Source organism: Microbispora hainanensis (assembly GCF_036186745.1).
GTDB lineage: Bacteria > Actinomycetota > Actinomycetes > Streptosporangiales > Streptosporangiaceae > Microbispora.
This window is the reverse complement of sequence record NZ_CP108086.1, coordinates 7,967,225-7,993,035: the sequence shown is the minus strand read 5'-3', so window position 1 is coordinate 7,993,035 and position 25,811 is coordinate 7,967,225. Positions and strand designations below refer to the sequence as shown.

General features: G+C 73.7%; 17 protein-coding genes. 8 read left to right on the top strand and 9 right to left on the bottom strand.

What is annotated here, in order from left to right; genetic code table 11:
• Positions 1-9: 9 nt before the first annotated feature.
• The 3 genes from OHB01_RS36280 to OHB01_RS36270 form a co-directional block, all read right to left on the bottom strand.
• Positions 10-1,785 (bottom strand): FtsX-like permease family protein, encoded by a 1,776-nt coding sequence (locus OHB01_RS36280; RefSeq protein WP_142645251.1) that lies wholly within the window; start codon positions 1,783-1,785, stop codon positions 10-12.
• Positions 1,786-1,787: 2 nt separating this feature from the next.
• Positions 1,788-2,501, bottom strand: a complete 714-nt coding sequence (locus tag OHB01_RS36275; protein ID WP_240970916.1) for an ABC transporter ATP-binding protein — start codon at positions 2,499-2,501, stop codon at positions 1,788-1,790.
• A gap of 152 nt (positions 2,502-2,653) precedes the next feature.
• Positions 2,654-3,190 carry a PadR family transcriptional regulator gene (locus OHB01_RS36270; protein ID WP_142645249.1) on the bottom strand — a complete coding sequence of 179 codons (537 nt, stop codon included), beginning with the start codon at positions 3,188-3,190 and terminating at the stop codon, positions 2,654-2,656.
• Positions 3,191-3,291: 101 nt separating this feature from the next.
• Here OHB01_RS36270 and OHB01_RS40055 point away from each other — a divergent pair, with 101 nt between their 5' ends.
• Positions 3,292-3,606, top strand: a complete 315-nt coding sequence (locus OHB01_RS40055; RefSeq protein WP_142645248.1) for a response regulator transcription factor — start codon at positions 3,292-3,294, stop codon at positions 3,604-3,606.
• Positions 3,607-4,221: 615 nt separating this feature from the next.
• On the opposite strand, the gene OHB01_RS36260 is transcribed toward OHB01_RS40055, so the two are convergent.
• Positions 4,222-4,455: a hypothetical protein gene (locus tag OHB01_RS36260; RefSeq protein ID WP_328854599.1), complete on the bottom strand. Its 234-nt coding sequence runs from the start codon at positions 4,453-4,455 to the stop codon at positions 4,222-4,224.
• A 367-nt stretch (positions 4,456-4,822) separates the two neighbouring features.
• Between OHB01_RS36260 and OHB01_RS36255 the strand changes: the two genes are divergently transcribed.
• The 3 genes from OHB01_RS36255 (at position 4,823) to OHB01_RS36245 (ending at position 8,171) form a co-directional block, all read left to right on the top strand.
• Positions 4,823-4,990 carry a hypothetical protein gene (locus tag OHB01_RS36255; RefSeq protein ID WP_328854598.1) on the top strand — a complete coding sequence of 56 codons (168 nt, stop codon included), beginning with the start codon at positions 4,823-4,825 and terminating at the stop codon, positions 4,988-4,990.
• The gene (locus tag OHB01_RS36250) at positions 4,969-7,443 is read left to right on the top strand and encodes a DUF222 domain-containing protein (RefSeq protein ID WP_328854597.1); all 2,475 of its coding nucleotides are present in this window, start codon (positions 4,969-4,971) and stop codon (positions 7,441-7,443) included. The genes OHB01_RS36255 and OHB01_RS36250 overlap by 22 nt, the downstream gene beginning before the upstream one ends.
• Positions 7,444-7,952: 509 nt before the next feature.
• Positions 7,953-8,171, top strand: coding sequence for a hypothetical protein (locus tag OHB01_RS36245; protein ID WP_168066320.1), 219 nt, complete (start codon positions 7,953-7,955; stop codon positions 8,169-8,171).
• Between the two features lie 259 nt (positions 8,172-8,430).
• Here OHB01_RS36245 and fusA read toward each other — a convergent pair whose 3' ends face one another.
• Positions 8,431-10,500, bottom strand: a complete 2,070-nt coding sequence (gene fusA, locus OHB01_RS36240; RefSeq protein WP_328854596.1) for an elongation factor G — start codon at positions 10,498-10,500, stop codon at positions 8,431-8,433.
• Positions 10,501-11,165: 665 nt separating this feature from the next.
• Here fusA and OHB01_RS36235 point away from each other — a divergent pair.
• Positions 11,166-12,167, top strand: coding sequence for a phosphotransferase enzyme family protein (locus tag OHB01_RS36235; protein ID WP_142650371.1), 1,002 nt, complete (start codon positions 11,166-11,168; stop codon positions 12,165-12,167).
• 308 nt (positions 12,168-12,475) lie between these two features.
• Complete coding sequence (locus OHB01_RS36230; protein ID WP_260617429.1) at positions 12,476-13,402, top strand: sugar phosphate isomerase/epimerase family protein; 927 nt, start codon at positions 12,476-12,478, stop codon at positions 13,400-13,402.
• A 287-nt stretch (positions 13,403-13,689) separates the two neighbouring features.
• On the opposite strand, the gene OHB01_RS36225 is transcribed toward OHB01_RS36230, so the two are convergent.
• A complete protein-coding gene (locus tag OHB01_RS36225) occupies positions 13,690-15,126 on the bottom strand; it encodes a cytochrome (protein WP_328710473.1) in 1,437 nt (478 codons plus the stop codon).
• A gap of 132 nt (positions 15,127-15,258) precedes the next feature.
• On the opposite strand from OHB01_RS36225, the gene ligD reads away from it, so the two are divergent.
• Complete coding sequence (gene ligD / locus OHB01_RS36220; RefSeq protein WP_142650373.1) at positions 15,259-16,467, top strand: non-homologous end-joining DNA ligase; 1,209 nt, start codon at positions 15,259-15,261, stop codon at positions 16,465-16,467.
• Here ligD and OHB01_RS36215 read toward each other — a convergent pair.
• From OHB01_RS36215 to OHB01_RS36205, 3 genes are all read right to left on the bottom strand, one after another.
• The gene (locus tag OHB01_RS36215) at positions 16,452-18,869 is read right to left on the bottom strand and encodes a GMC oxidoreductase (protein ID WP_142650374.1); all 2,418 of its coding nucleotides are present in this window, start codon (positions 18,867-18,869) and stop codon (positions 16,452-16,454) included. The two genes, ligD and OHB01_RS36215, sit on opposite strands and share 16 nt — an antisense overlap.
• A gap of 36 nt (positions 18,870-18,905) precedes the next feature.
• Entirely contained in the window at positions 18,906-20,027 is a 1,122-nt protein-coding gene (locus OHB01_RS36210; RefSeq protein WP_142650375.1) for an alpha/beta fold hydrolase, read from the bottom strand.
• Positions 20,028-20,108: 81 nt separating this feature from the next.
• A complete protein-coding gene (locus tag OHB01_RS36205; RefSeq protein ID WP_142650376.1) occupies positions 20,109-23,060 on the bottom strand; it encodes a helix-turn-helix transcriptional regulator in 2,952 nt (983 codons plus the stop codon).
• A gap of 230 nt (positions 23,061-23,290) precedes the next feature.
• Between OHB01_RS36205 and OHB01_RS36200 the strand changes: the two genes are divergently transcribed.
• The gene (locus OHB01_RS36200; RefSeq protein ID WP_328854595.1) at positions 23,291-25,777 is read left to right on the top strand and encodes a molybdopterin oxidoreductase family protein; all 2,487 of its coding nucleotides are present in this window, start codon (positions 23,291-23,293) and stop codon (positions 25,775-25,777) included.
• Positions 25,778-25,811: the final 34 nt, after the last annotated feature.

Genomic DNA, 25,811 nt, shown 5'->3' with positions numbered 1-25,811 from the left:
CGGGGGCCGTCACGCGGTCTCCATGGTGAGGACGCGCCCCGCGGGCTCGCGGGTGTGGATCCACGCGGGCAGCGCGGTCAACGCCGCGACCGCCAGCAGGATGGCGAGCACGGCGGTCAGCAACCAGGACCCCGGGGGAGTGACCGACGTGGCGAAGAACCAGTACAGGCCGAGCCCGGCCGGAACGCCCGCCGCCACCCCGGGCACGGCGGGCAGGAGCTGCGTGACGCAGTGCGCCGCGACGATCTGGCCCGGGGTGGTGCCGAGCGTACGGGTGATGGTCAGGGCGCGCCGGGCCTGCACGGCGGTGCCCCAGCTGAGGAGCACGGTGTTGAGCGTGGACAGCGCCACCAGCGCGAAGGTGACGGCGAGCAGCACCTGGCCGGTCTGGTCGGTCCGCACTTCGAGGGGGCCGAACCGCCTGACGGCGGGGGTCGCGTCGAGCTCGGCGTGGAAGGTGAGCAGCGCGGTGACCATGACGGTCGTGGCGGCCGTGCCGGCGGAGGCCAGGACGGCGCGGCCGGGCCGGCGGGCCAGGAGCCGTACGCCGAGCAGCAGCGAGGTGGGCAGGTAGGCCGTCACGGCGTTCAGGCGCGGACGGCGCGTGAGCGTGTGGGCCGGGTCGGCCAGGTTCTGGACGGTGCTGCCCCGGGCGGCGCGTACGGCGGGGCCGAGCGCACCGGTCACGGCGACCACGACGGCGAGGAAGACCGCGGCGAAGACGGTGACGGAGTCCGGAGGCCCGGCGGTGTCGAGCAGCCCGGCGCTGGGATCGATCAGGTGGGGCGCGGCCAGCGTCCCGGCGGCGAGGCCGAGCGCGGTGGACAGGAAGGTCAGCAGCAGGTGCGGCGCCAGCAGGATGGCGGTGACCGTGCCGGGGCCGGCGCCGACGGCCTTGAGCAGTGCGGCACGCCGGGTGTCGCGGGCGGCGCGTGCGGTGGCGAGCGCGGCGAGGGTGACGAGCGCGGCCGCGGCGAGCAGCCAGCCGCCCACGACCAGGGCCGGCTGCATGTTCCTGATCATGACCGAGTCCGTGCGGAGGACGGTCTGCCAGTTGTGGGTGTTCACCCAGGAGTCGCCCCTGCGGTCGTCGGTGAACACGGTGCGGCTCCACCGGCCGGGATCCGCGGGGTCGGTCAGCTTCAGATGGATCAGGTGGACACCGGCGGTGTGGCCCGCCGCCGCGCGGGCGTCGGCGGTGGTGAGCCAGATCCTGCCGCCGTAGTCGGACGGCCCGGGCCCCTGGGCCCAGTCGCTCCACGGATACACGGGGGTGGACGCGCTGATCGCGATCCCGACGACCGGATAGCCGCGTCCGCGGATGGTGACGTGGTCGCCGACGCGCACACCGAGCGCCTGCGCGAAGCCGCGCTCGATCACCGCGCCGCCGGGACGCACCCAGGTGCCGGCGGTCACCAGCGGCCGGTCCAGGGCGGACGGTTCGCCGTTCCGTCCCTCGACCGAGGAGCGCGCGCTCCGGCCGTGCGCCCGGATCATGGTGTCGAACGCGAAGATCGGCTCGGCCTGCGCGGCCACGCCGGGCGTGTCCGCGAGGCGCCCTGCCAGGCCGGACGGGTCCCTGTCGGTCGTGATGGCGGTGATGTCGGGACCGGCGGTGGCCGCGCGGGTCTTCAGGTACGCCGTGGCCAGGGCGGTGCGGGCCGTCAGCCCCAGGGTCAGGGAGGCGATGGCGAGGGTGACGGCGACCAGGAACACGAGGGCCTCGATGGGGTGGCGGCGCACGTCGTGCAGGATCAGGCGCCAGGTCAGCAGCAGGTGTCCCATGCTCAGTCCTCCCAGCGCAGCAGCGCGCCGAGCCCCGTGCCGCCTGACCCCGTGCCTTGGTGGCTGTGCCGCATGCCGCGGCCGTCGCCGTCCAGGCGGGTGTCGTCCGCCAGCGTCCCGTCCCGCATGGAGATCACGCGGTCGGCGGTGGCGGCGACGCGCTCGTCATGGGTGACCATGACCAGGGTCTGACCGGCGGCGCGCAGCTCGTCGAAGAGCCGGAGAATGTCATGGGTCGCGGCGCTGTCGAGGTTGCCGGTGGGCTCGTCTGCGAGGACGACCAGCGGATCGTTGGCCAGGGCACGGGCGACGGCGACCCGCTGCCGCTGCCCCCCGGACAGCTCGGACGGCAGATGCCGGGCGCGGCCGGCGAGCCCGACCTGCTGCAGCAGTTCCTCGGCGCGGCGGCGGGCGGCCCGCGGCGAGGCGCCGGCGAGCAGCGCGGGCAGCTCGACGTTCTGCGCCGCGCTCAGCTCGTACATCAGGTGATAGGCCTGGAAGACGAACCCCACCGATCGGCGCCGCAGCCGGGCCAGCGCCCGTTCGCTCAGGTGGTCGATGCGCATGCCGCCCAGCCACACCTCGCCCTCGGTGGGCCGGTCGAGCCCGCCGAGGAGCTGGAGCAACGTGGACTTGCCGCAGCCGCTGGGCCCGGTCACGGCGAGCGTCTGCCCGGCGGGAACATCGAGGTCGACCCCGTCGACGGCCCACACCATGCTCTCGTCCTGCCCGTACACGCGGGTCAGGCCGACCGCCCGCAGTGCCGGTCCCGGGGCCTCGGCGGGCCGCCGGCCGGCCGGTCCCGGGCGCGGGCTGTCGCACGTGTCACTCCGCGACGACCGGCCCCTGACCCTTGGCACGACTGTTCTCATCCGTTTCCTCCGCCCTCCCCGCGCCGGGCGGACCAGGTCCGCTCGCACGCCTCCAACCAGCGCAGGTCGGCCTGCAATCGGAGCGCGATGCCCTCCAGAAGCAGCCCGGCCTCCGAATCCGTGTCGTGAGCGAGGGCGGCGCGCTGGGCCTCGGCGAGGCTGCGCATCAGCTCCCGCCGCCGCGCGTCCACGAGCGCGACCGGGTCGGCCAGACCCGACTCCGCGGCGGCCACCAGCTTCAGATGGAACTCCGTCACGTCCGTTCTGGGCCCGGTGCTCTCGGCCATCCACGCGGCCACCCGCTCCTGCCCGGCCGCGGTCAGCGCGTACACCTTGCGCCGCGGGCCGCGCACCGGCGCGTCCTCGCGGTCCTGGACGACCAGGCCCGCCTTCTCCAGCCGCGTGAGCGTCACATAGATCTGCCCCGCGTTGAGCGTGTCTCCCAGCGGTCCGAGCGCGGCCGCCAGCCGTTGACGCAGGTCGTACCCGTGCGACGGCTCCTTGGCCAGCAGCGCCAGCACCACGTCCTGCACGGGCCACCCTCCTCTACGACCCCTCAATAGATAGCGGTTAGCCAAAAGAGCGTCAACCGGTCCCGTACGTTCCGCACCTCGTCCGCGGGACTACGGGACCCTTGACGAGGGGATGCAGCTCGCGGCCCTCGTCGCCGCCGGTCTCGCCTACGCCGCGCCGCCGGGGCGACCTGCTGCGCTCGGTCGAGGATCGCGCCCGCGCCGCCGGGCTCGACGTCACGAGCGTGGGAAACTGTCCACGATCCCCGCTTGTCGCGTTCGGCCTGTCCAACGGCGAGATCGCCGAGCACCTGGTCATCAGCCCGCCGACCGCCAAGACCCATGTCGCCAGGGCCATCGCCAAGCTGGACGTCCGCGACCGGGTGCAGCTCGTCATCCTGGCCTACGAGAGCGGCCTGGTCCGGCCCGGCGGGTGAGAAGTCAGCGGTCAGCGCGTCGTGACCACAGGCTCGACGTTGCAGCACCGGGTCAGGAAGGCGTGACCACGGAATCCGACGCTGCGCTCCCCGGGCCGAAAATCCTGACCGGAGACCGATACCGCAGTGCCAGCCGTCCCGACCCTCCCGCGCCCGACTCTCCGGCCAGGCGTCCCGGCCCGTCCGCGACCCGGCTGCCCGGCCAGGCGTCCCGGCCCGTCCGCGACCCGGCTGCCCGGCCAGGCGTCCCGGCCCGTCCGCGACCCGGCTGCCCGGCCAGGCGTCTCGACCCGTCCGCGACCCGGCTGCCCGGCCAGGCGTCTCGGCCCGTCGCAGCGGCGTACTTCGCCGCAACCCGCGCCTCCCCACCCGCCCGCGACCCGACTGCCCGGCACAGTGCTCCCGCACGACCGCGACGTCCTCCGCGCACAGCGCCCCCGACGTCGCGTGTCGGGAGATCGCCGAGCGCCCGGCCGTCTGCCTGCCGACCGCCGACCGCCGACCGCCGAAACCTACGTCAGGACCGTTGCTGTCCCCGACCTGTGATTCCAAGAGATTGCTAGTTGATCTTGAACTAGCCCCAAGGACGCGAGAGAATTAATACAAGTTTTCGAATCACTCGATGGAGGTGCCATGGATCTGTTCGATATCGATCCTGAGCACCTTCGTCATTCGAACGATGCCGACGGTGAGTGGTGGGACGGCTGGTGGGATCGCCTGATCGCCAATTCCCCACTGTGGTCGTCCGACGGCTCGTCCGCCCGCGAGCCCTTCCCGATCATCAAGTTTGGGCCCCGGCAGCACGCAGACGCGCCCGGCACCGATAGCGCGGACGCTCCAGGCACGCATACCGACAGGGCAGATAGCGACGGCGCGGAGTCCACGGGTAGGGCTGCCGCCGGTGCGGATGCCGCTGGCATGAGCGGTGCTGGCACGGACGGCGCTGGCGCGAACGCCGTGTGTTGGACCGCCGACAGCGCGGGATCTGACGCGGGTGCCGCCCGTGGGGCTGCCGATCGTGCGGCTGCCGCCGGTGCGGACGCCGCTGGCGCGGATGGTGCTCGCGCGAACGCCGCGCGTGGGGCCGCCGAGAGTGCGGCATTCGCCGGTGCGAATGTGGGTGGCGCGAACGGCGCTAGCGCGAATGCCGCCCGTGAGACTGCCGAGGACGCGGCTCCCGCCGGTGCGAATGGCTCCGGCTCTGGCGCTAGCGCGGATGGCGCTGGCACGGGCGGCTCTGGCGCGGGCGGCTCTGGCTCGGGTGCGGGCGCAGGTGCGGGTGCTTCCGGCGGTGTGGGTGGGCGTGATCGTGGTCGTGGTCGTGTGCGGTCGTCGTGGGTGGTGGTGGGGTCGGTTCGTGAGGTGGCCCAAGAGCTGGCGCTGACCCCGCTTCCCGACGATGTGGACATGTGCCTGGCCGAGGCGGAGGAGTTGCTGTTCGCCCGGGATCGGATCACCAGCGCCCTGGCCGACCGGGTAGGGCGGGTCCATCGTGCGGGGCAGGCCAGGCAGCATGGCCATGCCTCCACCCGCTGCTGGTTGCGCACCAGTGGGGGGATGACCGTGGGCGGAGCTGGCCGCTTGCTCACCCTCGGCGCGGAACTACCCCGCCTCCCAGTAGTGCGGGAGAAGTTCGCCACGGGTGAGCTGGCAGCGGGGGTGGTGGAGGCCATCTGCGCCGCCGTCGCCGGACTAACCGACGAGCAGGCCGGCCTGGCGGAGCCGATCCTGGTGGACCTGGCCGGCAAAGCGGGGGCGGCGGAAGTCGCCAAAGCCGGCCGCCACCTGCGGGCGGTGCTCGACCCCGACGGCGAAGAACGCGACGAGCAAGCCGATTACGGGCGGCGGTTCCTGCGGGTCCGCCCGGGCAAGGGCGGCGGCGTGGAAGGAGAGTTCTACCTGCCGCGTGAGGCCGGCGCCCGGTTGATGGCGTTGTTGCAGGCGTACGCCAAGCTGAGGGCACAGGGGGATGACCGCCCGCTGACGGTGCGTCAGGCGGACGCGCTGATCGCCCTGCTGGAGCAGAAGATCGTCACCGAGCTCCTCGTCGTGGTCAGCGCCGAATCCCTCCCCACCGACCCCGAAAACACCAACCCAGAAACCACCGACGACCCATACCCCGACGACCCGGCCACCCAAGACCCCGCCGACCCGGCCACCGACGACACCGACCCGGCCACCCAAGACACCGCCGACCCCGCCGCCGACGACGACGTCAGCGACCACTTCGCAGACCTCGGCGACAGCGCCCCCAGCGACTACGCCCCCGACACCACCGGGACCACTGACGAGCCGAGCCAGGCCGACGACACCGCCGACCATGTCGAAAACGCGCGGGACGCCGAGGGCTTCGAACAAGGCCAGGACCACACCGGCGCCCCTGCACCCGCCGAGGCCGATGACACCAGCGACCACCTCGCGGACCTCAGCGACAGCGCCCCCAGCGGCCACACTCACCACGCGACCGGAAACCCCGAGGCCCCGAACGAGACCGTTGCCACCGGCGACTGCGACGGCGACGCCGAAAGCACCGACTCCGCAACGGGCTCTCCCTATGCGACGAGCGGACTTCGCGACGAGGAGGCTCGCGACTGTGGAGCCGGTGAGCGGCGGCCCGGCGAGTGCGAGCCGCGCGACACCGCAAGCACCGCCGCTGTCGAGAGCGACCACACCGCGAACGCCAACTCCGCCGAAGACGACAACACCACGAGCACCAGCTCTGCCGAGAGCGACGAGACCGCGCCCACCAAGGGCGATTGCTGCGACCGCGCCGCGACTCAGTCTGGAGCACCGCACGCCACGCGGGGCGGCTCCGCATGGCCTGCCGACGGTGGCGCGCATTGGCACACAGCACCTTCGGACACAGCGTCTTCGGGCGGGACGGCTTCGGATGCGCCGCCATCGCAGGCGGCGCACTCACAGGCAGCGCCTACGGAGGTGGCGCCATCGCAGGCGGCGTGGCCGGACCCTCCGCCCGAGGACGCCTCCGTACGTCACACCCACGCCGGGCCTGGGCCTGCGGGGGACTGCCGGCATGGCCACAGCATGTGCCGGTGCGACGGCCAGGGTGCGTGCCGGTGCTGCGGTGAGGCGCGGTGCTCGCGTGCGACGCAGGCGTCGGGGACATCGGGACCGTCGGGAGCGACGCCCGGCGGGCCCGGACCGGAGCGGGAGACACCACCCGGATGGGCATCGGGAACGGCACCGGGAGCCGGGCGTGGGACACCGGGGACGGCGCAAGCAGCGTCGCAAGCAGCGTCGCAAGGAGCCGCACAGGGGGCATCGCGGGGTGCGGCGCAAGGTGGGTCACCGGGATCTCCGGGTGCGTCGGCGGGCGCGATGCCCGGGGCGTTCTTGGGGTCGGCGCTGGGAGCGTCGGCAAGCACGCTGCTGGGGGCGTCTCTGGGAGGGGCGTTGGGGATGGTGCCGCCGGGGTTGTTGCTGGCGACCGGGCAGGTGCTGCCCGTCTCCAGCGTGCACCGCCTCGCCCGCACCAGCACGTTGGTGCGGATCGTCATGAACGCCGAGGGACAGGTCCTCGACATGGGCCGTAAGGTCCGCCTGGCGACTCCTGCCCAGCGCAGGGCGGTGTTCGCCCGGTATGCCACGTGCTGGGTCGACGGCTGCCCGCTCCCGGCGACCATGTGCCAGATCGACCACGCCGACAACTGGAGCAGCGGCGGCCTGACGGACCTGAAGCTCCTCGGTCCGGCCTGCCAGTTCCACAACCGCGACCGCTACCAGCACCCCGAGCGCTACACCCGCCGCAACGTCGGCGAAGACCGCTGGGCCTTCACCTACCACCGCCTCGGACGAGCCCGACGGCTGCAGGAGTGAGGCCGGTGGTACGGGGTGGGCGCCGCGCGGACAGGCCCCGGAGGCTGGGCGAGTAAGACGGGGGCACAAGGAGGGCGACGCGGCACCGGGCGACGCGCGGACAGGCCCCGGCGGCTGCGGGAGTAAGGCGGGAGGCGCCGGGCGGGGTGGACGCGCAGACAGGCCCAGGCAACGCGTAGGACAGGCCCGGGCGACGCACAGGGCATGCCCGGGGGACGCGTGGGCCGGCCCGGCGGCTGCATCCGTTACCACCCGAGCCGAGGGCCGACGCGAGGCACGAGGCAAGGCACGAGGCAAGGCATGAGGCGGCGGCTGCCGGTGCACTGTCCACTGGGCTTCACGATGATCACAGGCATTCACAGCGCGCCGCAGTGCTCGACGGCGCTCCACGTGCTAACAGTGCTTCGCAGCGCACCGCAGGGCTGCGCGATACGGCCAGACGGCCGGGGGGACCGCGGTCGGGGCCGCGCGATACGGGCGGGCGGCTGAGGGGCTGTGGTCAGGGCGTCGTGACCACGGACTCGATGCTGCGGTGCCGTGCGGCGCCGTGCGCGAAATCGGGCACACCCGAGGTCCCGCCCGAGCCGCAACCCAAGGCGCTGCCTCAGCCGCCGCCCGAGGCGTCGCTCGAGATCGCACCTGAGCCGCCGCCCGAGGCCCCGCCCGAGGCGATGGAGCCGCTGGCCGAGGTGCCGCCTTCGCGCAGGTTGTCCAGGAACCGCTGGTAGGCGTACGCGACCGCGTAGGCAGGTGCGTCGGCGTGGGGTCCAGCCTGGGGACACGGACGTACCCCAAGAGGGACGCGAGCTCGTCGAGGTGTGCGCGAGGGCGTGGGCAAGGGGATGGTCACCAGTGTCGTGCCGTCGGCGGCCTCACGGCCCCGTCCGTGCCGAGACGAGGACGGGGCCGGAGCGAGGCAGGGAGCACGGCCGGTGCGGGGCCGCTACGGGGTCGCTACGGGGCCGGTGAGGGCCAAGGGCAGGCTGCCTACCGGGTCAGGCCCGGCACGGGACCGGTCACCTGGGCGTGGCCCGCGGGGCGGCTGGTGAAGGAGCCCCTGCCCTGGGTCCGGCCGCGCAGCCCGGTCGCGTACCCGAACAGCTCGGCCAGCGGCACGGTCGCGGTGACCACGACGGTGCCCGCCCTCGCCGCCGAACCGGTGACCCGGCCGCGCCTGGCCGCGAGGTCGCCCAGCACCCCGCCGACGGCGTCCTCGGGCACGGTGACCGTGACCTCGGCCAGCGGTTCCAGCAGCGCCATCTCACCGGCACGCAACGCCTCCCACAGCGCGAGCCGCCCGGCCGTGTGGAACGCCATCTCCGAGGAGTCCTTCGGGTGGGTCGCGCCGTCGGTCAGCGTGACCCGCAGGCCGGTCACCGGGTGGCCACCGAGCGGGCCCTCGGCGAGAGCGTCCCGGCAGCCGGCCTCGACCGCGCCGACGTACTCGCGCGGCACCCGGCCGCCGGTGACCGTCGACCGGAACTCGAAGCCCGCGTCATGGTCGAGCGGCTCCACGTCGAGCACGACGTGCGCGAACTGCCCGGCGCCGCCGTCCTGCTTGACGTGCCGATAGAGCAGCCCGGACACCCCGCGTACGACGGTCTCCCGGTAGGCGACCCTCGGCCGTCCGACGGCGACGTCGAGCCGGTGGTCGCGGCGGAGCCTCTCCACCGCGACCTCCAGGTGCAGCTCGCCCATGCCCGACAGCACCGTCTGGCCGGTCTCGGGATCGGTGCGGACCGACAGCGAGGGGTCCTCGTCGGCCATCCGGGCCAGCGCGGTCGCGAGCCGGTCGGCGTCGCCGCTCCCGCGCGGCTCGACGGCCACGGAGACCACCGGCGAGGCCGTGACCGGCGGTTCGAGGACCAGCGGTGCCCCGGGAGCACAGAGGGTCGCCCCGGCGCGGGCGGCTTTGATCCCGGCCACCGCGACGATGTCACCGGCCGTGGCGTGGTCCGTCTCGGTGTGCCGGTCGGCCTGCACCCGGAGGATGCGTCCGATCCGCTCGGTGCGGCGGGCGCCGGCGTCCAGCACGACGTCTCCTCTCCTGATCGTCCCCGAATACACGCGCAGGTACGTCAGCCGACCGGTGGGGGCGGCGTGCACCTTGAAGACCAGCCCGGCGAAGGGCGCCGCCGGGTCGGCGGGCCGCTCCTGCCCGGGATCGTCCCCCGCGGCGCGTACGGGCGGCACGTCGGACGGCGCGGGCAGGTAGGCCACGATGGCGTCCAGCAGCGGTTCGACGCCACGGTTGCGGTACGCCGAGCCGCACAGCACCACCACGGCCTCACCACGCAGGGTCAGGTCGCGCAGGGCGGCGGCCAGGGTCGGCGCGGAGATCTCCGGGAGGGCGCAGAACTCCTCCAGCGCCGCCGGATGAAGCTCGGCGACGTTCTCCTCCAGCAGGCGCCGGCGCCGGCGGGCCTCGTCGGCGAGGGCGTCCGGCACCGGGCCTTCGGTGACCGTGTCACGGCCGGTCTCCCACACCAGCGCTCGCACCCGCAGGAGGTCCACCACGCCGGTGAACCCGTCCTCGCGCCCGATGGGCAGCTGGACGACCAGCGGGATGACGCGCAGCCGTTCGCGGATCGACTCGACCGCCGTGTCGAGGTCGGCCCCGGCGCGGTCCATCTTGTTGACGAACGCGATGCGCGGCACGCCGTACCGGTCGGCCTGCCGCCACACCGACTCGCTCTGTGGCTCCACGCCGGCGACGGCGTCGAACACCGCGACCGCGCCGTCGAGCACCCGCAGCGACCGCTCCACCTCGTCGGAGAAGTCCACGTGACCCGGGGTGTCGATCAGGTTGATGCGGTGGCCGTCCCACAGACAGCTCACGGCGGCGGCGAAGATGGTGATCCCACGGTCGCGCTCCAAGGGGTCGAAATCGGTGACGGTGGTGCCCTCGTGCACCTCACCGCGCCGGTGGACGGTGCCGGTGAGGTAGAGGATCCGTTCGGTGACGGTGGTCTTACCCGCGTCGACGTGGGCGAGGATGCCCAGGTTGCGGATGCCGGTCAGCGGTACGAGGTGATTGCGGTTCAGGTCGGCGCGCATGGCCATGCCCTTCGGAAAGGTGCGTACGGTGGCGGGCGCGATTGGCCTGACGAGACGAACCGGCCGGATTCCGGCCGGGCGCGACCCCTGCGGGAGACCCTGCGAGGACCGCCGGGGAGCCAGGCGGACGGCAGGCGGACGGCAGGCGGAGCGGGCACGTGGCACCACCCCGCGAGCCCGCATGCGGCCCCGGCGTTATCGGCACAGTGCGCCCGGCGTTATAGGCACAGTGCGCCCGGCGTTATAGGCACAGTGCGCCCGGCGTTATAGGCACAGTGCGGCCGCAGGCTCCGACCTCAGCAGAGGTCTCAGCGGAGATACGGAAGTCTCAGCAGGGGTGCGAAAGCTCGTCAGGAACGTCCGGTGCGGGCCGCGCGGCGGGCACCGGGGAGCGACGTAGACACCAGGATCACCTCGTGCCGTGACCGGAGGACGACGACCGCGACGCGCTGGCGCATGGTCAACTCCTCTCACTCGGTCAGGGCGCACGCCGCGGCGCGGCGCGCGTGATCACTGGCGAGTGTACGGAAACCGCCCCGGCGCGCAAAGAGTTTTTCGCTCGGGTGTGCGGGGCGGCACGCGGCGCGGGGAGTGCGAGCGACGGGGGAGACATCATCCGGGGGAAGATTTGACGGACACTTCCCGAGGGCCCTTTAGGAGAATGCATGCAGGTCCACGACCTGTCCGCAGGCGGTGACGTCCTCACGCGCGTCGAGGGGGTCGCCCGCCGCGCCCTTCGCCACTACGACGTTTCCCCCGACGCCTCGGTGACGCTGCTCAACGTCTCGGAGAACGCGACCTTCACGGTCGCCGACGGCGGGCGTACGACGATCCTGCGGGTCCACCGGCTCGGCTACCACTCGCCGGAGGCCATCGCGAGCGAGCTCGCCTGGCTCGACGCGCTGCGCGACGAGGCCGGGATCGTCACGCCGCGCGTGCTGCCCGCCCGCGACGGCTCGCGGGTCGTCACCGTCCGGGAACCGGGTGAGCAGCCGCGTCACTGTGTGATGTTCGAGTTCCTTCCCGGCGCGGAGCCGGCCGAGGACCGGCTGGTGGAGGAGTTCGAACGGCTGGGCGCGCTGACCGCCCGCATGCACCGCCACGCCCGCGCCTGGGCGAGGCCGGCGTTCTTCACCCGCTTCCACTGGGACCTCGACGCCGCCTTCGGCCCCGAGGCGCGGTGGGGCAGGTGGCAGGACGGCGTCGGCGTCGACCGGGAGGCGCACACGGTGCTCGCCCGGCTGGAGGCCGAGCTGCGCCGCAGGCTGGAGCGGTTCGGCAAGGGCCCCGACCGGTATGGGCTCATCCACGCCGATCTGCGCCTGGCCAACCTCCTCGTGGACGGCCGGGCGGGCACCAGCGTCATCGACTTCGACGACTGCGGCCTGGGCTGGTATCTCTACGACTTCGGCGCCGCCGTCAGCTTCATCGAGCACCGGCCGGAGGTGCCGCACATGGCGGAGTCGTGGGTGCGCGGCTACCGGTCCGTGCTCGACCTGCCGAAGGAAGACGAGGCCGAGATCTGGACGTTCATCATGTTCCGCCGCCTCCTCCTCGTCGCGTGGATAGGCTCCCATTCGGCCGCCGACATCGCCGGGGAGCTCGGCGCGGGCTACACCGAGGGAAGCTGCGATCTGGCCGAGCGCTACCTCGGCGGATCACTCTGAGAAGTCGCTGTGACCACGCCTGATCGCAGGATGCGCCGAGCGGGTTGTGGTTCAATCGGGCGGACCATGCTCTGTCATGGTTCGTCCCCGAGAAGCGGAGAGGGTGAGCAGGTGTCCCGCGACCCCGATGGCGAGAACGCGGCCGAGGCGGTGCGGCGGGAGGCCCTTCGGCCAATCACGAGCCGACCCACCGCGAGCCGGCCCACCGCGAGCCGGCCCAGCACGAGCGGCGAGCCGCTCGCCGCGCAGCCCCGGCTCGTGCCGGAGGTGACGGGGTGAGGGCGCACACCTCCCCCTGGGAAGTGCGAGTGGCGAGCGCGCCCGTCAACTTCGGCGTCTACCGCCAGGACGGCGCGCCGCTGGGGCCGCAGGAGATGCTCGCGACGATGCACGAGGCCGGGTATGACGGCACCGACTCCGGCCCGATCGGCTACCTGGGCACCACGCGGACCCTTCCCGAACGGCTCGCGGCGCAGGGTCTCGGGCTCGCCGGCGGCTGGGTCGACCTGCGGTACGGCGACCCGGACGGCTTCCGCGAGGACCTGGCCGCGCTCGACGCCGCGCTCGACGTGTTCACCGCCGTCGGCGACGCCGAAGGGGCGGCCGATCCGCGGTTCGCGCCGCGGCCGACGCTCGCCTGCCCCGACCGGCCCGAACGGTTCGCCCGTCCCGGCATGCCGGCCGACCGCAGGCTGTCCCTGCCCGACGGCGACTGGCCCGCGTACGCCCGGAGCATCGACGAGGCGGCGGCCCGCTGCCGCGACCGCGGCCTGGAACCCGTCTTCCACCACCACCTGGGCACCGACGTGGAGACGCCGGAGGAGATCGAACGGCTGCTCGGCTCGACGGACGTCTCGCTGTGCCTGGACACCGGGCATCTGTGGCTGGCCGGGGGCAACCCCGTGGCGGCGATCCGCGACTGGTCCTCGCGCATCCGGCAGGTGCATGTCAAGGACGCCTCCCGGGACGTCCTCGCCCGGGTACGCGCCGGCGGCGGAGACCTGTGGGACCTGGTCGCGGCGGGTGGTTTCCCGCCGCTCGGGCAGGGCGACCTGGACCTGCCCGCCGTACTGGCCGAGCTGCGGCGGTCGGGCTACGAGGGCTGGATCGTGATCGAGCAGGACGTCCCGGCCTTCCACGACTCGGACACCGAGGCCCTCGCGCGTGCGGTCGCCGACCAGCGGGCCAACCGCGCCGCGTTCGGCGAGGCCCTCCGCGCCGCCGGCCTCGCCTGACCGGGCCCGCGCCGGGCGCCCGCCGGGGAAGCAGGGCCCGGCGATGACCCAGCGATGACCCGACGATGATGGCGGGATGACGACCGCCGCGCGTCACGCCGGCTTCGCCGCACGAGAGGCGCACGAGAGGCGCACGAGAGGCCATGGGGCACTGGCCGGCGGTCGAGGGGGAGATGCGCGCCCTGGCCACGCAGACGAACGAGGCCGGCCGAGGTCTCCCTTCCGGACCCGGCCGGCCGGACCCGGTCGGCCGGACCACGGCCCGCGAACCGGTGCGTCCGCGCGGCTCATTGCGAGCCGAGCAGCCTGCCCAGGAAAGCCCGGAGGCGGGACCTCGGGCGCGCGTCGCCCTCGTCGGTCAGACCGCCCGTGCCGCCGCCCGTGCCGCCGCCTGTGCCGCTGTCCTGAGCGCTGTCCTTCGCGGCGGGCGGCGCCGGCTCACCGGCGGATTCAAGCGTGAGGGCGAAGCTCCGGCTGATCTCGTAGTGCACGGGCAGGGCGCTCATCGTGCGGACGAAGGGGGAGACACGCCAGGGAAGCCGCTCGGCCGGTTGCGTGAACCGCAGCGCCGAGAACCGGTCGAGTAGCTGGCGCACCGCGATCGTGCACATCTGGGTGGCCAGCCGCTGGCTCGGGCACCTGTGCGGGCCCGCGCCCCACGCCAGGTGGGCGCGGGTGCTGCGGACCGAGTCGCGGGCGAGCGCGCCGCCGAAGCGGGGGTCGGTGTGCGCGCCCGCGATGGACAGCATCACCGGGTCGCCGGGCGCGATCGTGAAACGGCCCAGCTTCACCTCCGATCTGGCGTAACGGAAGGTCAGGTTGGCCAGCGCCGGGTTGGTAAGGGCGACGCGGTTGACCACCTCCTCTATCGCGCCGATCGACACGCTCTCCCTGAGCCGGGGATTGGTGATCGCCTCGAAGATGACGTTGCAGATCAGGCTGCCGGTGAAGTCGAGGAAACCCGACAGCATCATCAGCTCGCGGGCGAGCTCCTCGTCGGTGAGGTCGGGCTTCGCCTCGATCATGTACGACGGCAGGTCGTCGCCGCGCCGCTGCCGTTTGGCCTGCGCCAGTTCGAGGAGGGCGGCATATAACCGCTGGTAGGCCCCGGCGGAGTCGGGGCCGTTCAGCAGGCGCCACTGGTCCTCTATCATCTCCTCGCCGCGCTCGATCGTGACGCCGAGCAGGTGGTTGGCGACGAGCAACGGGAACGGCCGCCCATACTGGGCGGCGAGATCGGCCTGCCCCGCGGGCCCGCCCTCCGCCAGCACGCCCGCGAGGTCGTCGCAGTGTCTCACCATGGCGCGTTCGAGCCGCTGCGCCTGCTCGCTCCCGGGATCCTGGAACGGCCGGAGTCCCGCGATCCAGGGGCCGCGCAGGGCCCGGTGCCTTTCCCCGTCGTGGAAACCCGAGTTGTCGGCCTGGAGAAGGGCGAGCAGCGGCCAGTCGGCGGGAACGCGCCCCTCCGCGTACGCCCGCCAGTGGTCCACGCGCTTGCTCCACATGTCGCGCGGGTTCTGCATGATGTGCAGCACCTCGTCGTAGCCGATCGCGAACCAGACCGGCACACCGAGGACGTCGATCGGGGCCACCGGGCCATACCTGGCGCGCAGGCGCTCGTGAACGAGCGCGGGATCGGCTTCGTAGTCCTCCGTGAGCAGGGACTCCAGCGGCAGCGAGATGAGCCCTTCCACGGCCGACGGGGACCATCTATCGGAGATCACGGGGTGCCCGCCTTTCCAGCCACATATGCGGTTATGGGCGGCGATCTTAGAGCCTCCGGGCCGCGGATGTCAGCGAACCGGCACGAGACGTGGCTTCCGGGCGGCGGCGGAGCGGCGACGTAGTGTGGCGGCATGACGCTGGAGCTCGACGGCAGGATCGTGAAGATCACGAATCCGGACCGCGTGGTCTTCCCGCGGACCGGGCACACGAAGCTCGACCTGATCTCCTACTACCGCGTGGTCGCCGAGGGGGCGGTGCGCGGCGTGGCCGACCGGCCGGTGATACTCAAGCGCTTCGTGCACGGCGTCGACCAGGAGGCGTTCTTCCAGAAACGGGCGCCCGCCAAGCGCCCCGAGTGGGTGGAGGTCGTCGAGCTGCGCTACCCCTCGGGCCGTACGGCGGACGAGGTGGTGATCCGCGACCTCGCGCACCTGCTGTGGACGGTGAACCTGGGCTGCGTCGACCTCAACCCCCACCCCGTGCGGGCCCACGACCTCGACCATCCCGACGAGCTGCGGATCGATCTCGATCCCGTGCCCGGCGTCGGCTGGGCGGAGATCGTCCGGGTCGCCCTGGTCGCCAGGGACGTGCTGGAGGAGCACGGCCTGACCGCCTGGCCCAAGACGTCGGGTTCGCGCGGGTTCCATGTCTACGCCCGCATCGAGCCGCGCTGGACCTTCCGCGAGGTGCGGCGCGCCGCCGAGGCCGTGGCCAGGGAGGTCGAGCGCCGGGAGCCGGACGTCGCCACCAGCCGGTGGTGGAAGGAGGAGCGGCAGGGCGTCTTCGTGGACTACAACCAGAACGCCCGCGACCACACCGTCGCCTCCGCCTACTCCGTACGGCCGACCGGCCTGGTCTCGGCCCCGCTGACCTGGGACGAGGTGCCCGGGTGCCGGCCGGAGGACTTCACGCTCGCGTCGATGCCCGACCGGTTCGCCGAGACGGGCGACCCGTGGGCCGGGATGGACGAGCGGGCGGGGTCGCTCGACGCCCTGCTGGAGCTGGCCGAGGCCCAGGGGCCGCGGCCGGACAAGCCCGCCGCCTCGCCCAGGCAGGGACGGCGTCAGTCCGTCATGCCGCTCGTCGAGATCGCCAGGGCCGCCACGCGCGACGAGGCGATGGCCGGGCTCGAACGGTGGAAGGCCCGCCACCCCGAGGCGGCTCGCCTGCTCCAGCCGGCCGACGTCCTGGTCGACTCGATGCGCGGGCGCAGCTCCACGTGGACGAGGATCAGGGTCAACCTCCGGCACGTCCCCGAGCCCGACCGCCCCGGTCAGGAGCCCCTCGAGGTCGACTACGACCCCTATGAGTCCTACCGGAGGGATCAGCCGGGGCCGTAGACATCCCACAGCTCGCCGAGGAAGAACCGGCAGAAGCGCGTCACGGCCGCCGCGCCGTCCGGCCCCGCAGTACGGAAGGTCGTGAGCATCCGCACGAGGTCGGACGGCAGGATGCGCAGCGTCCCCGTGGCGACCACCGTGGCGTCCTCGTCCCCGTCCTCCTCGACGTGCCCCTCCAGCAGGCGGGCGTGCAGGGTGGAGGTGTCCAGCCACAGACGGGTCGGCGCGCCCGGCTGGATCTCCTTGCGCCCGGCCAGGGTGCGGGGCCGGTCGTCGGCGTCCCAGAAGTGCAGGCGATAGCACATGCGCCGCTGCTCGGACGTCTCCCCGGGGACGAACAGGTTGAACGAGCCCCGGGCGATCGGCCGCCTGCCCCCGCACATGTCGGCCTCGATCCAGCCCTCCGCCCTGGCCTCGTGCTCGGGTTCGGTGAGGAAACGGTCGATGTCGTCGATGGTGATCGTGAGGCGGAAGGAGAACGGGGACCCGGCCCCGCCCACGCGGGCCGCACGCCGGGCCGGGCCGGGCGTCAGGCGTCCCCGCATCTCCTCCACGAACCACAGCGAAGTCCGGCCCTCGAACACGCTCGGCTCGTCGGCGGGCCCGCCCGCGAAGGTACGGCCGCCGCCGGACACGGCGGCCGGAACCCCGGCCTGCGCCTCCGCCGCCACCTCGATCGGCGGCACGGCTGACACCCGCACGGCCTGGGCCCCCGCCACGGGCGTGGCGCGGGACGTGCGGCCCTCCAGGATCCGGGTGCTCATGCGGTCGGCGAGCGCGGCGATCGTCAGCGACGGGTTGGCGCCGACCGGCCCCGGCAGGGCCGCGCCGTCCGCCACGTACAGGCCCGGGAAGCCGAAGACCTCGCCGTACGCGTCGCAGACCCCCTCGCCCGGATGGCGGCCCATCGGCGCGCCGCCCAGCGGATGCACGGTCATGACCCGCTTGCGCCACCACGGCGGGCTGTCTGCGTACTCCGCGCCGAGCACGTCGCCGATCCTGCGCATGATCGAGCGCAGCCGCTCGTAGTAGTCCTCGCTGGTCTCGCCCTCCCAGTCGACGTCGAGCCGGCCGTCGCGCAGGCGCAGCCTCCCGTCGGGGACGTCGCGGCCCATGCCGAGCAGCGGCAGCGAGGTGCCCGACAGCTCGCCCCGGCCGATGAGGTCGGCGAACTCCGCCGACAGGTTGGTGTCGTGGGTGAGGATGTTGCGCAGCCGCCGCAGCAGGAACCGGGCGATCCGGCCCGGCCTCATGTCCGCGCCCTCGACCAGGTAGTCGACGAACTCGGGATAGCCGCCGTCCTCGATGTAGGCGCCGCGCCCGTCCGCGCCGTCGTCGAGCCGGATCGCGCTGGTGATGACCGGCCCGCGGCTCGCCCGGATGGGCCGGGTCCTGCTCCGGTCGGTGGCCCGCAGCAGGAACGCCAGCATGTCCCCGTTGCCGCAGAAGCGGGTGCCGAGCGTCCCGCTGAGGCCGGGGAAGGCCGCCCGGTTCTTCAGCAGCAGGTAGGACGTGCCGTACGTGCCGGCGGCCAGGACGAGCCGGTCGCAGCTGATCGTGTGCGGCCCGGTCCACCGGGGCGGCCCGTCGGCGTCGTCCACCGCCTCGTCGCCGCGCGGCATGTGCTCGATGTACTGCACGTCGTAGCCGCCGCCCACGCGCGGCCTGATGCGCCGCACCTCGTGCAGCGTGCGCAGGTCGGCGCCGTGGCGCCGGGCGGCCGACAGGTAGGTGTGGTCGAGGCTGTTCTTCGCGCCCTCGTTGCAGCCTAGGTCGCACTCGCCGCACAACCGGCACGTACGGCGTGGCACGCCGTGCAGGTTGCCGTACGCGGGATCGGTGAGCGGCACACCCTGGCAGGGCTGCGCCCCGGGCGACGGCGCGAAGCTGACGGCCAGCGGCGGAAGCCGCCAGTCGAGCCCCAGCTCGGCGGCCGCGTCCCGCATGGCGAGCGTCTTCAGCGTGTCGTCGAAGCCGGCGTGGCTCAGCGGGTAGGGCGAGACGCCGATCATGCGCTCGACCGCGTCGTAGTGCGGTTCGAGATCGGCCCTGGTCACCGGCCACGACTCGTAACCACCGCCGGGCAGCGCCTGCTCGTGGACGAACCAGTCCTCGTCCTTGCGCAGCATCACGTTGGCGTAGATGAGCGAGCCGCCGCCGAGGCCGCTGGCGACCACCGAGTCGCAGTCGGAGAAGCTCCAGATGTCGAACATCCCGTACAGGTTCTCGGCGGGGTCCCAGAAGGCGCGGCCGAGCTGGGCCGGGCCGCGCGGGAAGTCCCCCGGCGCGTACGCCCTGCCGCGCTCCAGCACCACCACCGACAGCCCCGCCTCGGCGAGACGGTAGGCGGCGACCGAGCCGCCGAAACCCGAACCGACCACGACCGCGTCGACGTGTTCCATGAATGATCTCTCAGTAATGGTCTCTCAGCGCCGTGGTCAGCGACCGCTGTGCCGCTTCAGGAAGTCGAGGATGTGCGGGAAGACGTCCCGGTGCGCGTTCCGGCCGATCAGGGGATCGATGTGCCCGTAGCCGGGCAGGACCCGCAGCTCGTGCCGTCCCGGCGCCGCCTTCGACAGGACGCGGTGGCAGACGATGTTGGAGTCGGTGAAGACGTCGTTGTGGTCGCCCGTCAGGAACAGGATGGGCGTGTCGACGTCGGCCGCGTTGACGAGGTAGTCGTCCGGCAGCGCGGCGAACCTCGGGTCGCCGGTGTCGTACTTCACCGCGCGCCCGGCGGCCACCATCTTCCGCACGTGCCGGTAGTAGTGCAGGTCGCAGGCGCCGTTGAGGTCGGCGAGCCGCTCGTGCACGTGCGTGCTCGGCGACAGGTTGCCGTGGCGGTACATCGCAGGCCTGCCGCTGCCCCACATGAAGCTCTGCATGTGGCAGGCGGGCTCCCGGCACTCGGGGTGGAAGTAGGAGACGGCGCGCGCCAGCAGCCACCGCCGCGACAGCGGGGGCGCGTCCTTGAACCGGGGGTCCAGGTAGGGCAGGCCCGTGCCGTACTCCAGCAGCGTGGGGCCGAGGGTCAGCTTGAGCCGGGCCCAGGGGTGCACCCGGGGGGTCAGCGCGACGCTGTTGGCGACCACGCCGGCGATCCCGCTGACGGCCCCGGAGAACAGGCTCATGTGGAAGCTCACCGACCCCAGGCAGTGGGCCACCACGTGGATCCGCCGCGCCCCCACATGGCGGCGGATCTCGCGCAGTGCTGCCGGGTGGTCATACTGGGCGATGTCGTCCAGCGTGTGCCTGCGGGTCTCGATGTTGTACGGAAATCTGTTGCTCATCCGGAAGTCCAGCGCCCACACGTCGCCGAACCCGTTGTCGTGCAGGAACCGGACCAGGTTCGTGTGCTCCGGCATGATGAACATGTCGCTCGACGAGGTCAGTCCGTGCACGAGCAGCACGACGTCGTCCTGCGCCCCCTGCGCCGGCGTGTCGTGACTACGGAACCGGGTGAGCTGTAACCCCAGCTCGTCCTCCGTGGCGAACGGATGGACCGTGACCTCGGCGTTGCGCACGCCGTCGAGCGTGAACCGGGGTATGCGGTGTTCCATTCGATCGCCTTTCTGCCCGGGGCTACGATCCCAGGACCGGCTATAGCGGCGACATCGTGGAAAACCCGTACTTGTCCGCACTCAGCGCGTAAGGGCGGTGGCCACGCCGACCCGGGAGGTCACCTCCAGCTTGGCGAAGATCCGCGACAGGTGCGTTTCCACCGTACGCACGCTGAGGAAGAGCCGCTCGGCGACCTGCTGGTTGGTCAGCCCCTCGGCGACCAGCAGCGCCACCTCCAGCTCCCGGGGCGACAGCCCGAACCTGGCCGCCTCCCCGCTCGCGGCCGTGGTCGCGCCGCCGCCCACCCGTACGCCGAGGCGGCGCAGCTCGCGCTCGGTGCGTGCCTTGAGCGCGCGGGCGCCGCAGGAGTCGAAGATCTCGGCCGCGGCGCGGAGGTTCTCCCTGGCGCGGCTACGGCCGCCGGGCGCTCCGAGATGCGCGAGCCCGGCGGTGAGCAGGGCCCGGCCCGCGTCGAGCCGCCGCTCGCCCGCGGCCAGCGCGCGGGCCGCCTCCTCCGCCGCCGCGGCCGCGGCGGACGGGTCTTCGCGGGACAGCGCGTGCGCGCGGGCGAGCGAGGCGAAGCCGCAGTAGGCCGGCAGCCGCGGTTCCTCCAGGCGTACGGCGAGCGCCGCCCACTGCCCCGCCCGAGCCGCCGCCTCGGCGGCCGCCTCGGTCCCGGTCCCAACGCCGAGCACGGCGCCGGCCACGGCACTCGTCTCCCGGGAGGCGTCCGCGTAGGCGAGCGCCTCGCACGCCTGGAGCAGCGTGCCCGGGTCCACCCGCGGCGAGTCGAACCGGTTGCACGCGTCCAGCACCGCCTCGACGCCCTCGGCGAACCGGCCCGCGTTGACCAGGGCCTGTCCTCGGGCGTAGCGGGCCGTGGCCTCCCAGGTCTCGCCCGCCCCGACGCCGCAGCGTACGGCCTCCTCGCCGGCGCGGATGGCCGCCTCGTCGTCGCCGCTCCACGACTCGGCCAGGCAGAGCTGGGTGAGCGCGAACACGAGCTGCTGGCCGGAGTCGAGCAGCCGGGCGCACTCGACCGACTCCTCGGCGGTGGCCCTGGCCTCCGCCAGGCGGCCCGTCGCCACCAGCGTCTTGGCCCGGCCCGCCAGCAGGTTGGTCAGGATGTAGGTCTGCCCGGTCGACCGCGCGACGGCCGCCGCCCGGTCGAAGTGGCGCAGCGCATCGCCATAGCGGCCCAGGTAGGACTCGGCCCAGCAGAGCCAGGCGATGGCGTCCAGCCACTCGGACAGGTGCTCGTCCGGCGCGTCCGCGAGCAGCTTGCCGGCGATGTCGGCGTAGCGCAGCGCGTCGTCGATGCGGCGCGCGGCGAGGGCGGGCATCGGGCGCAGCGCCGCCACCGCGACCGCGAGCCCGGGCTCCCAGTCGTCGGCGTTGTCGGGCATCAGGTCGAGCACGGCCTGGGCGGCCCGGAAGTCCACCCGCATCATGCTCTCGGCGACCAGGCGCATGCGCATCGGCACCGCGGCGGCCGCCCGGGGGTTGGGCATCCGGCTCAGCTCGTCGAGCAGCAGCGCTCTGGCCTCCTGCGGGCGGTCGAGCTGGCGCTCCATCAGCGCGCAGACCCGGGCCGCGCGGCCCCTGCGGGGGTAGTCGTCGTCGGGCAGCATGCGCAGCAGCTCGCGTGCGGTGTCGCGGCCCTCGGCCAGCCTGCCGCTGATCCCCTGGGCCCAGCTCAGCTCCAGCATCAGCGCGAGCCGTTCCTCCCGGGCCGCGGCGTCGTCCGGCATGAGCCGCAGCGCCGCCTGCAGCCAGTGCGCCGAGGTGGCGGGCGCGTGCGCGGTCACCGCGCGGGCCGCCTCCACCAGCACCTCCACCGCTCGCCGGTCGCCGAACGACCCAGAATGCTCCACGTGGTGGGCCTGTACGGTCGCCGGGGCGCCCAGCTCGGCCAGGTGGGCCGCGATCCTGGCGTGCGCGCCCAGGCGCCAGCCCGCCGCCGCCGACTCGTAGACGGCCCGCCGTACGAGCGGGTGGCGGAAGCGGAACCGGCCGCCCGCGCTGCGGACGATGTCGCGCTCGACCAGTTCGTCGAGCGCGGCCAGCGTGACGGCCGGCGGCACCTCGGCGGCCACGGCGGCGACGGCCGGCTCGAACTCGTCGGCGGCGACCGCGGCGGCCTGGGCCACCAGCAGGGCGCCGGGGGACAGGTCGGCCAGCTCGACCTGGAGCGCGGCGAGCACGGTCGGCGGCAGCTCGGTCACGTCGGTGCCGTCCATCCGGGCCAGCGCCTCGAGATAGAACGGGTTGCCCCCGCTGGCCTCGTACAGGGCCATGCTGCGCCCCCGGCTGACCTGGGGGCCGAGGAACTGCCGGACCTCGGCGGCGCTGAGGGGACCGACCACGACCTCGTGCCCGCGCGGTCCCGCCGCCGCGGCCAGCCTGGCCACGCGGGGGGCGGCCTGGGCCGGGCGGAAGGCCACGGCCATCAGCACCGGACCGGCGGGCGGGTGCCGCACCACGTGGTCGAGGAACTCGATGGTGCCGTCGTCGGCCCAGTGGACGTCGTCGAGCACCAGCAGCAGGCCGGACGGCCCGGCCAGCGCGCCCACCAGGTGCCGTACGGCCCGGTAGAGCCGATAGCGGGCCAGGCCGCTGCGGTCGTCGGCCAGCGCGGGCTCGTCGGCGGCCGGAGCCCCTTCGGCCGCGAGCCCGGGGAAGACGCCGGACAGCAGGGCGGCCTGCCCGGCCCCCACGGCCCTGACGACCTCCTCCCGGCGTGCGTCGAGATGGTCGTCGAGCGCGTCGACCAGGGCGCTGTAGGGAAGCATCTGCTCATACTCGGCGGCGCGTCCCCACAAGGAGGTGAAGCCGTCCGCGCCGGCCATCGCCGCGAGCTCGCCGAGCAGCCGCGTCTTGCCCGCGCCCGGCTCACCGGCCAGCGCGAGGAACTGGAACCCGTCGCGACGGCTCGCGGCCATCGCGCCGCGCAGCGCGGCCAGCGCGTCCCGCCGTCCGACGAGGGGCGTGGACGTGCCCGTGACGACCGGACCGGTCGTGCGTCCGTCCATTCGCACCCCACACGCGAACGCGCGGGCCGCCCCCCGCCAGGCCGCGCCGACATTATCCAGTAAATGCACTTTACAGATCACGGGACCCGTGCAGGGGGCAGGTCCGGCATTGACACCCTATGGAAAGTATTCGAAAAGGAACCGGTCAGTTCGGGCGATTCCGGGATCAGAGGTGCACGGCACCGGGTACGGGACGCCTCGTTCGGGCGTCGTCACCGCGGAGGTGCCAGGTGCTGGACCGCATCGCCGATCCCAGGGGGCGGCGCACGCCGTACGGACCTCCCGACGCGGTGGAACGGCTGGCCGCGGCCCTGCCGAGCCACATGCGCGACGCGCTTCCCCCGGTCATCCGCCTCGGCAGCCCCTGGCCGGTGCGGGTGGACGTGCTGACGGAGGACGGCGCCGCGGAGCCGAGCGCCGAGCGGTGGGTGCCCGCCGTGTCCGCGGCGGGCTCCAACGGCGACGCCCTCGACCTGGCGGTGCGCGGCGGCCGGATCGTGGGGGTGCGCGGCCGGGCCGGCGACCGCGTCAACCACGGCAGGCTCGACCCCCGGGAGTGGCAGGCGTGGCAGCCTCGCGCGGGCCGGCTCACCCGCCCCCTCGTACGCGAGAACGGGCGGCTGGTGGAGACGACGTGGGACGTCGCGATGGAGCGTGTCGTCGCGACGTCGCGGGAACTGCTCGCCCGGCCCGGCGGCTGGGGCCGTCTCGCCTTCCACACCGGCACGCGGCTCTTCCTCGAGGAGCACTACACCCTCGCCGTCATCGGCAAGGCGGGGATCGGCACCCCGCACATGGACGGCGACACCCGCTGGGGCGCGGCGGCCGCCGCGGCCGCGCTCGCGGCGAGCTTCGGCACCGACGGCCAGCCCGGGTCGTACACCGACGTGGACCACTGCGACGCGCTCGCGCTGTGGGGGCACGACTGCGCCGCCACCCATCCCGTGCTGTGGGAGCGCATGCTCGACCGGCGGCTCGGATCCCGGCCGCCCGCCATGATCGTGGTGGGCCCGGAGGGGACGGCGGCGGCCGTGGAGGCCGACGTCCACCTCGCCGTGCGTCCCGGCACCAACGTGGCCCTCCTCAACGGCCTGCTGCACGAACTGATCGCGGGCGGCTGGTACGACGCCGCCTACGTCGCCGCGCACACCGTGGGGTTCGAACGGCTGTGGCGGATCGTCGAGGCGTACCCCGCCAAGCGGGCGGCGGAGATCTGCGCGGTGCCGGTCGCGCAGATCGAGCAGGCCGCCGAGATCCTGGGCGCGGCCGAACGGCTCGTGTCCACCGTGGGCCCCGAGTTCCTGGGCTCCAACCAGGCGACCGCCGCGGCCTGCCAGGTCAACAACGTCCACCTGCTGCGCGGCATGCTCGGCCGGCCGGGGGCCGGGCTGTTCCAGCTCGGCGGTCCCGGATGCGACGCGCTGGTGACGGGCTCGGCCGCGGACCTGCCCGGGCTGCGCAACTGGGCCGACACCGGGCACGTGCGCGAGCTGGCCGACCTGTGGAACGTCGATCCCGCCGTCATCCCGCACTGGGGACCGGCCACGCACGCGACCCAGATCCTCAGGTACGCCGAGGAGGGCTCGATCGGGCTGCTGTGGATCACGGCCTCCGATCCGGCCGCCACGATCCCCGGCTTCGACCGGATCCTCGCGAGGGAGGACCTGTTGGTCGTCGTCCAGGACGCGTACCTGACCGAGACCGCGCGGCTGGCCGACGTGGTGCTCCCCGCGGCGGTCTGGGGCGAGAAGACCGGCACCGTCACCGGCGCCGACCGCACGGTGCACCTGTGCGAGAAGGCGGTCGAGGCGCCGGGGGAGGCCAGGGCCGACCTCGACATCCTGCTCGACTACGCGCGGCGGATGGACCTGCGCGACCGGGACGGCCGGCCGCTCGTGCACTGGACGGACGCCGAGTCGGCGTTCGAGGCGTGGAAGGCGTGCACCAGGGGCCGTCCGTGCGACCACACCGGGATCACCTACGACCGGCTGCGCGCCGGGGGCGTCCAGTGGCCCTGCACGCCGGCCGGCTCCCACGGCGTCGAGCGGCTGTACGCCGGGGGGCGCTTCGCCACCAGGCCGGGGGACTGCCAGACGTTCGGGGCCGACCTTGCCACGGGGGCCGAGCTGGGCGAGGAACGCTACCGCGCGCAGAACCCCGGGGGACGGGCGTTCCTCCACGCCGCGGATTTCGAGCCGTCTCCCGAGGTCGCCGGTGACGAGCATCCGCTGGTCCTCACCGTCCGCAGGGGGCCGCGCCGCGGTCCGGGCCGTCGCGGCGATGCCGTCGCCGGGCCCGAGCCGTTCCCGGCCGGGCCGTGCCTGGAGGTCCACCCCGGCGACGCCGCGCTGCTCGGCATCGAGGACGGCGACCTCGTCCGGGCCGAGTCGCCTCTGGGCGTGCTGGAGGCCGTCGCGCGCCTGTCGGGCGGCGTGCACCGGGGGGTCGTGGTGCTGCCGCTCGACGGGCAGGACGAGGCCCTGGCGCGCGTGGTGGCGGAGCTGACGCTCACCGCGTGGGACCCGGTGTCCCGCAGGCCGCTGCGTACGGCGGTGGCGGTCCGGCTGGTGAAGGCCGGGCGGCGCGGGGAGGCCCCCGTGGGGGAGGGGCTCTACTCGGCCGCCGCCACGCGCCTCGGCCGCGGCGCGAGCACGCGGCCCGAGGTGACGGCCGCGGCCGGTGGAGGGGAGGCGCCGGAGCGATACGAGGAGGTCTGACGTCCGCGATCGCCGGAGATGAGGTGGGTCGGCC

Coding starts and splice junctions, on each gene's coding strand:
- OHB01_RS36280 (WP_142645251.1), bottom strand. CDS start 1,785: ATGGGACACCTGCTGCTGACCTGGCGCCTGATCCTGCACGACGTGCGC.
- OHB01_RS36275 (WP_240970916.1), bottom strand. CDS start 2,501: ATGGTGTGGGCCGTCGACGGGGTCGACCTCGATGTTCCCGCCGGGCAG.
- OHB01_RS36260 (WP_328854599.1), bottom strand. CDS start 4,455: ATGCGTGCCTGGAGCGTCCGCGCTATCGGTGCCGGGCGCGTCTGCGTG.
- OHB01_RS36255 (WP_328854598.1), top strand. CDS start 4,823: ATGGCGCTGGCACGGGCGGCTCTGGCGCGGGCGGCTCTGGCTCGGGTG.
- fusA (WP_328854596.1), bottom strand. CDS start 10,500: ATGCGCGCCGACCTGAACCGCAATCACCTCGTACCGCTGACCGGCATC.
- OHB01_RS36235 (WP_142650371.1), top strand. CDS start 11,166: ATGCAGGTCCACGACCTGTCCGCAGGCGGTGACGTCCTCACGCGCGTC.
- ligD (WP_142650373.1), top strand. CDS start 15,259: ATGACGCTGGAGCTCGACGGCAGGATCGTGAAGATCACGAATCCGGAC.
- OHB01_RS36215 (WP_142650374.1), bottom strand. CDS start 18,869: ATGGAACACGTCGACGCGGTCGTGGTCGGTTCGGGTTTCGGCGGCTCG.
- OHB01_RS36210 (WP_142650375.1), bottom strand. CDS start 20,027: ATGGAACACCGCATACCCCGGTTCACGCTCGACGGCGTGCGCAACGCC.
- OHB01_RS36205 (WP_142650376.1), bottom strand. CDS start 23,060: ATGGACGGACGCACGACCGGTCCGGTCGTCACGGGCACGTCCACGCCC.